This window comes from Lunatimonas lonarensis (assembly GCF_000390185.1).
Taxonomy (GTDB): Bacteria; Bacteroidota; Bacteroidia; order Cytophagales; family Cyclobacteriaceae; genus Lunatimonas; species Lunatimonas lonarensis.
This window is the reverse complement of sequence record NZ_AQHR01000059.1, coordinates 130,362-137,611: the sequence shown is the minus strand read 5'-3', so window position 1 is coordinate 137,611 and position 7,250 is coordinate 130,362. Positions and strand designations below refer to the sequence as shown.

Annotated in this window: 3 protein-coding genes and 1 pseudogene; 2 read left to right on the top strand and 2 right to left on the bottom strand. The window is 47.7% G+C overall.

Annotated features, from left to right (window positions below; genetic code table 11):
* Both ADIS_RS23150 and ADIS_RS10185 read right to left on the bottom strand, forming a co-directional pair.
* Positions 1 to 221: pseudogene (locus ADIS_RS23150) on the bottom strand (transposase); the annotation flags it as partial.
* A 176-nt stretch (positions 222 to 397) separates the two neighbouring features.
* Positions 398 to 1,240 (bottom strand): AraC family transcriptional regulator, encoded by an 843-nt coding sequence (locus ADIS_RS10185; RefSeq protein ID WP_010854396.1) that lies wholly within the window; start codon positions 1,238 to 1,240, stop codon positions 398 to 400.
* Positions 1,241 to 1,373: 133 nt separating this feature from the next.
* Between ADIS_RS10185 and ADIS_RS10180 the strand changes: the two genes are divergently transcribed.
* Both ADIS_RS10180 and ADIS_RS10175 read left to right on the top strand, forming a co-directional pair.
* Positions 1,374 to 2,018: a plasmid pRiA4b ORF-3 family protein gene (locus tag ADIS_RS10180; RefSeq protein WP_035805520.1), complete on the top strand. Its 645-nt coding sequence runs from the start codon at positions 1,374 to 1,376 to the stop codon at positions 2,016 to 2,018.
* 329 nt (positions 2,019 to 2,347) lie between these two features.
* Entirely contained in the window at positions 2,348 to 7,156 is a 4,809-nt protein-coding gene (locus ADIS_RS10175) for a RecQ family ATP-dependent DNA helicase (protein ID WP_010854394.1), read from the top strand.
* The last annotated feature ends 94 nt before the right edge of the window (positions 7,157 to 7,250 follow it).

Genomic DNA, 7,250 nt, shown 5'->3' with positions numbered 1-7,250 from the left:
TTTACAAGCTGCTCATCAGAGATGTCAGGATTGACTTTTACTAAGAAATGGTAGTGGTTTGGGATCAAAGAATAAGCTAAAGTTGCTACTTTATTTCCCAAATAGGTGTTGAATTTCTCCAAGAAATAAATAAAGTTATCATCTGATTTGAATAGTTTTTCATCTCCAACGGCCCTATTGTAGATGTGGTAAATTCCTTCTGGTTCAAAAATGTCTATCATATTGATAAAAGTTTAATTCACAGTAATTTATTCAAATCTTCTCAAAACTAAAAGACCTTTGAGGTCTTTCTTTGACCTCGAAGGTTTACTAAGTAAGGATATCATATTTGAAAACGATTATACTTAAAGTAAAGACCTTCGAGGTTTGAAAAACCTCAAAGGTCGGCCCAGAAGATCTACCCAAAATACCTCCCCCTAAACTGATGTGGGGTTTCACCGGTATGCTTTTTAAAAAACTTGACGAAGTAAGAGGCATCGTTAAATTGGAGCAGGTCAGCGATTTGGTTGATGTTTTGGTCGGTGTGGAGGATATTCCTTTTGGCTTCGAGTATCAATTGCGCATTGATGTGTTCGGAGGCTGTTTTCCCTGTTTTTTTCTTGCAGGCTTGATTAAGGTTTTGAGGTGATGTTTGTAGCAATGCCGCATAATCTCCCACTCGGTGCAGCAAAGGATTTTGTTGGGTCAATAAACCCAGGAACCTATCGCAAAGTGGATTTTCTCTTCCATTATTGAAGGATTCTGAAGTATGATTGGCAATTTTCGAAAAAAGCACCCGCAAGTATCCTTTGATCAAATCTTCTGAATATTGATCAGGGTGTTGATAGGCACGTAAGATGTCTTCGAATATTTGCCCGACGATGGCATCCTTCCAAGCAGGAATCCTTGTCAACTCCCCCATTTGCTGTATTTGTTGCAGGATTTTCACTTCTTTGACGGCATCGATAAACCCCTCCTTGAACATCATCACATAGCCTTTGGGGATGGCTGTAAACTGCCAAAAATGTAATTGGCCGGGCTTTAAAAAATAGAAGTCAGGCGTTTGTAGTTGGAAGTTCTCTGTTTCGATCCAATGAAAACCTTCGCCTTCAGCGATGAAAATCAGCTCGAAGTAGCCAGCATGTTTATGGGGCTTGGTCTTTTTGATAACTGGCTTGAACCGGGATATTTTGAATAGCTCCTGGGACTCAAGTTTGTTTTTAGTGGATATAGAGGAGGCAGGTATCATTACCAGTTGCAAGGTGAAATTATTTTTCTATATTTAAAAGCTGTCTGTTCTATCCTTGGGGGTTTTTAGGGGAAAGACTTTGTGAATGGGGTGTTTTCTCTAAATTTGGTAGCTGGATTTGACTCACGGACCACCTTTTACCATCATGACGAAAATTATCCCCCTGAACGCGAACCCGTTCAAATTGAAAATTGACCTAGAAAACACGCCTTTTCGCATCAACCGAAAGGTAATCGTGCCAACCGGTATAAGCATGTATGAACTGCACCTGATTATTCAGGCGTCTATGGGCTGGGAAAACAGCCACCTGTTCCAGTTTAGCGATAAAAAATGGAAGTGCGACATCAGGGTGCAGTATGGCGTGGACGATGAGGGTGAATGGGGCGATTTCTTTTCTGAAATCTATGAGGCGGACGAATTGTCATTGAGTGAATTCATGCTTCATACAAATGGTAAATCCTTTTGGTACTGGTATGATTTTGGAGACGATTGGTGGCATAAGATTTCCATTCAGAAGGTTACGAAAAAGGACCTGAGTTTGTACCGAGGCATTCCGATCTGTACGGAAGCTGTTGCCGCCTGCCCACCGGAAGATTGCGGCGGGCCTTGGGGTTTTGCCGAATACGTGGAGGCGATCAATGACCCGAAACACCCCGAATACGAACGGAATCGTGAATGGCTGGGGGTAGTAGGGAACGCCAAAATCGACCTTCAGTCCGTAGATCTAAAAGAGATCAATGAAACCCTGGAATACATGTGGAACGAATGGAAAACGGAAGACGAGGATTAACGCTTGCCAACGCGATGAATCCTACAGCAAGCCAGCTTTCAAGCGCAAAGAAGAAGCTATTTTCGATATAGTGTCGTCAGGGTTTCTCAACCCCATTTGCCTCACCTGTAGAAAACCTTTCAAGACCGTCAGCCGGTGAACCTACATGCGGAATCATCTCCAATTGACCTGTCGGTGATATTGGTCTTTTTAGATTAGGACGGCAGGTGATCTTCCGTTTTTCCTAAAACGCAAGTCCCCGCCCGCAAAAAAACCACCCCAAGACTTCTAAAGCCTGATTCTTTGCTTAATTTGGGCATAGAATCAACTACGTGTATACGGTGCCTTAGGTGAATCCATTCATTTGTCTTGATACGGAAGTCAACCCCCAGCAAAAAACCTTGCTGGACATAGGCGCGGTGGCGGAAGACGGTAGTACGTTTCACGCCAATAGTCTAAACGGCCTACTCGATTTTATTTGCAATAGACACTTTCTCTGTGGGCACAACATCATTCATCACGACCTGCCGTACCTTCGGCCAGCACTTGATGCCGCCTACAAGCCCAATCACTTCCAGCTGATCGATACCCTGTACCTTTCGCCGCTGCTTTTTCCCAACCGTCCCTACCACGCGCTCCTAAAGGATGATAAGCTATTGACCGATAGTGTCAATAACCCTCTAAATGATGCCCTTAAGGCAATGGATCTTTTCCAGGATGAGTTTACGGCTTTTCATCAACTTCCCGACACACTTAAGGAAATCCACTACCTCCTGCTGAAAAACCAGGTGGAATTTGCCGGCTTTTTTTCCTACATCGGGTATTCCTGTCCCCGGACATCGGTGGAAGAGCTGATAAAGACATTTTTCAAAGGAGAAATCTGTGCCTCTGCCCCTCTTGGCAAGCTTATCAAACAGAGTCCCCGCGAAATGGCCTACTGCCTTGCGCTGATCCATGGCGGCGACATTCGTTCTATCACGCCTCCTTGGGTACTCAGGAATTTTCCGAAGGTAGACCGCTTGATCACCCTGCTGAGAAATCGCCCCTGCCTCGCTGGTTGTGCTTATTGTGCCCAGGCGTTGGATATCCACCGAGGCCTAAAGAAGTTTTTCGGCTTTGATGCCTACCGGAAATTTGGAGATGAACCTTTACAGGAATCGGCGGTTCAGGCGGCCGTTCTGCAAAAATCCGTACTGGCGGTTTTCCCTACCGGCGGTGGCAAGTCCATTACCTTTCAGGTACCCGCCCTGATGAGCGGCGAAAGTGAACGGGGCCTGACGGTGGTCATATCCCCGCTCCAGTCGCTGATGAAGGACCAAGTGGACAATTTGGAAGCCAGTGGAATCACCCAAGCCGTAGCCATCAACGGGCTCCTTGATCCCATCGAGCGGGCCAAGTCCTTTGAGCGGGTAGAAGACGGTTCTGCGGCCCTGCTCTATGTTTCTCCGGAGTCCCTCCGATCGCGCAGCATAGAGCGATTGCTGCTGGGCCGCAAAATCAGCCGTTTCGTTATCGATGAAGCGCATTGTTTTTCTTCCTGGGGCCAGGACTTTCGGGTTGACTATCTGTACATAGGTGATTTTATCAGGGATCTCCAGCTAAAAAAGCAGTTGACCGAACCCATCCCCGTTTCCTGTTTTACCGCCACGGCCAAGCAGAAGGTAATCGAGGACATACAGCGCTACTTCCTGGAAAAGCTGGGCTTACATTTCACCCTATTCCGCTCTGGCGTATCCCGCACCAACTTGCACTACAGTGTATTTGAGCGCCGAGAGGAGGAGGACAAATATTCCGCCCTCCGGGACTTGATTTCCGCCAAGGCCTGCCCTACCATCGTATATGTTTCCAGGACCCGAAAGGCCTACGATCTGGCACAGCGTCTGAATACCGACGGATTTCAAGCCAGGCCCTACCACGGCAAGATGGACAAACAGGAGAAATCGGCCAACCAAAATGCGTTTGTTTCCGGGGAAGTACCCATTATGGTGGCCACCTCCGCCTTTGGGATGGGCGTGGACAAGAAGGACGTGGGCCTTGTCATACATTATGAGATCTCCGACTCGCTCGAAAACTACGTGCAGGAAGCCGGACGTGCCGGAAGGGATGAGGCCATCGAAGCTTCCTGTTACGTGCTCTTTGATGAGGAGGATTTGAGCAAGCATTTTATCATGCTCAATCAGACCAAATTGAGCATCAAAGAGATTCAGCAGGTATGGAAAGCCATCAAGGAGGTGACCCACTTTCGTACTACCGCCTCCAACTCTGCCCTGGAAATCGCCCGCAAAGCCGGCTGGGATGACAGCATACTGGATATAGAAACCCGGGTGACCACCGCCATCGCCGCCCTAGAGGATGCCGGCTACCTTCGCAGAGGGCAAAATATGCCACGGATTTTTGCAAACAGTATTCTCTCCAAAAATGCGCAGGAGGCCATCGATAAGATCCAAGCTTCCCCCCGTTTTAACGAAAAGCAGAAGGCTTCGGGCACCCGGATTATCAAGAAGCTATTTTCCAGCAAAAGCAAGCTGACGGATGGAGAGGAGGCTGCAGAGTCCCGGGTGGATTATATCTCAGACCACTTGGGTATCGTGCGGGAGGAGGTGATCAACATCATCAACCTGCTTCGTGAGGAAAAGATACTCGCAGATGCCAAAGACCTGACCGCGTATATCAAGCAGGGCGAACCAATAAACCGCTCCGTTTCGCTGGTGGAGCTGTACAGTAAGCTGGAAAAATTTCTTCTTACCCAAATCGGCGCAGAACCCGCCGTACATTCGCTAAAGGCCCTGAACGAGGCCGCCGCGCTAACCTTGGGAGAGGAAGTTACCACCCACCGCATCAGAACCCTGATAACTTATTGGAATATCAAGCACTGGGCGAAGAGCCAACTCAGCCGGCTTTCCAAAAACCACTTGAAAGTAGCACGGTTGGTAGACAGGGAATTGCTCGAAGAAAAAATGGAAAAACGCCACGTTCTTTCCAAGTTTATCATCGAGTACCTTTACCAGAAAAGCCGACAGCTAAAGGAACTCGAATCCAATGGAGAGGTTCTGGTAGCATTTTCCGTGCAGGAACTCAGAGATGCCTACCTAAATCATTCGGCACTTTTTCTGTTGGATGTCAGTATTGCGGATGTAGAGGACACCCTTTATTTCCTGTCCAAAATCGAGGCAATCAAAATTGAGGGAGGCTTTTTGGTCATTTATAACCGCCTGACCATAGAACGGCTGGAGAAGGATAACAAAAAGCGGTACAAAACGGAGGACTATGAAAAGCTCCGGGAATACTACGAAAACAAAGTGCAGCAGATCCACATAGTAGGGGAGTATGCCAAGCGCATGATACAGGATTACCAAGGAGCCTTACAGTTTGTAGACGATTACTTCCAGTTAAATTACCCGTCCTTCCTGCGCAAATACTTCAGTGCCAGCCGACAGCGGGAGATCCGTCAAAATATCACGCCCGCCAAATTCAAGCAGCTTTTCGGTGAGCTTTCGCCTGCCCAGCTGGCGATTATCAAAGACAACCGGGCCCAGCATATCCTCGTGGCTGCGGGCCCAGGCAGTGGCAAAACGCGGGTTTTGGTACACAAGTTGGCTTCCCTCCTACTGATGGAGGATGTAAGACATGAGCAGCTTCTGATGCTTACCTTTTCACGGGCCGCCGCTACCGAGTTTAAGAAGCGCTTGATGGATTTGATTGGTAACGCGGCCCTGTGGGTAGATATCAAGACCTTCCATGCCTATTGCTTTGATATCTTGGGAAAAGTCGGGAACCTCGATGCATCAGGGGATATCATCCGGCAGGCGACCCAAAAAATCAATGCGGGGGAGGTGGAAATCAGGGAAGTGACCCGCACCGTATTGGTGATCGATGAGGCCCAGGACATGAATGCCGAGGAATTTGCGCTAATCGAAGCCCTTATGGCCCAGAACGAGGAAATGCGGGTGATAGCCGTAGGGGATGACGACCAAAATATCTACGAGTTCCGAGGATCCAGTGCGGCCTTTTTGGAAGAGTTTCTAACCAAAAAACAAGCCATCAAATACGAACTGGTCGAAAACTATAGAAGTAAGGCCAATTTGGTGGATTTTTCGAACCAATGGGTAGCTGGCCTTCCCAAACGGTTAAAATCAGCCCCGGTTATCGCCAAACAATCGGGCAATGGAAAGCTTTCCATCACCACCTACATGGATCAGTCCCTGATTTCTCCCATCGTGGAGGACGTGCTAAGCAGCCAACTCCATGGGACGGTGGCTGTACTGACCCGCACCAATGAGGAGGCCATGCAGATAACGGGGTTGTTGATCAAAGGGGGTATACCTGCCAAGCTGATCCAATCCAACGACGGTTTCAACTTGGTCAATTTATACGAAGTACGGTACTTTTTACAGCAGCTACGATTGCCGGATGATGTATTTACTATTCCGCCGGACAACTGGAAGCAGGCCAAGGACAGGCTAAAGGAGCATTTTGGGAAAAGCACGAAATTTGAGCTATGCCTGCAGATGATTTCGGATTTTGAGCGAATTTATCCGAAGACGCGGTACCGTTCCGATTTGGATACCTTTATCCGGGAATCCAAGCTGGAGGATTTCTTTCCGCAGCGTACGGAGACGGTGTTTGTATCTACCATCCACAAGGCAAAGGGCAAGGAGTTTGACCAGGTATTTATTGTGTTGGAAAAGACGCCGGAATTAACTCCGGAATTTCGCCGGCTGCTTTACGTGGGGATGACGCGGGCAAAGCAGCAGCTAAGTATCCATTTGAACGGCCGGTTTCTTGCAGGTTTTTCGGCAAAGAACCTGACCTATAAGCATAACAACCAGTTTACCTTTCCTCCCCAGCTACTGGCCAGGCAGCTTACGTTCAGAGATATTTGGTTGGGATATTTTTTGCGCAGGCAACATATTATCAAACGGTTACGCAGCGGGGATCCACTCACCCTGCGCGAAGGAGAGTGCTTCGATGCCGCTGGCCATTCTGTGCTGAAATTTTCAAAAAGCTTTTTAAAGGAACTGGAAGTGCAATCCGAAAAACCCTACCGCATAGCCCAGGTTAGGGTTAATTACTTGGTTTATTGGAAGGATGAGGAACATGACAGAGAGGGACTGGTTATTTTGCCCGAGTTGATTTTTGAGCGGATCAGTGGTTCCTAATGCTCCAATTACCCTATTTGGATTCGTTTACCAAGCTGGAAAATTACCAGATAAAACCAAAAATTTTGGGAATTTTGCCTTTATTTTGGGTTAG

What these genes read in the sequence shown, in the direction of transcription:
- ADIS_RS10180 (WP_035805520.1), top strand. Translation starts at nt 1,374, where the DNA reads ATGACGAAAATTATCCCCCTGAACGCGAACCCGTTCAAATTGAAAATT.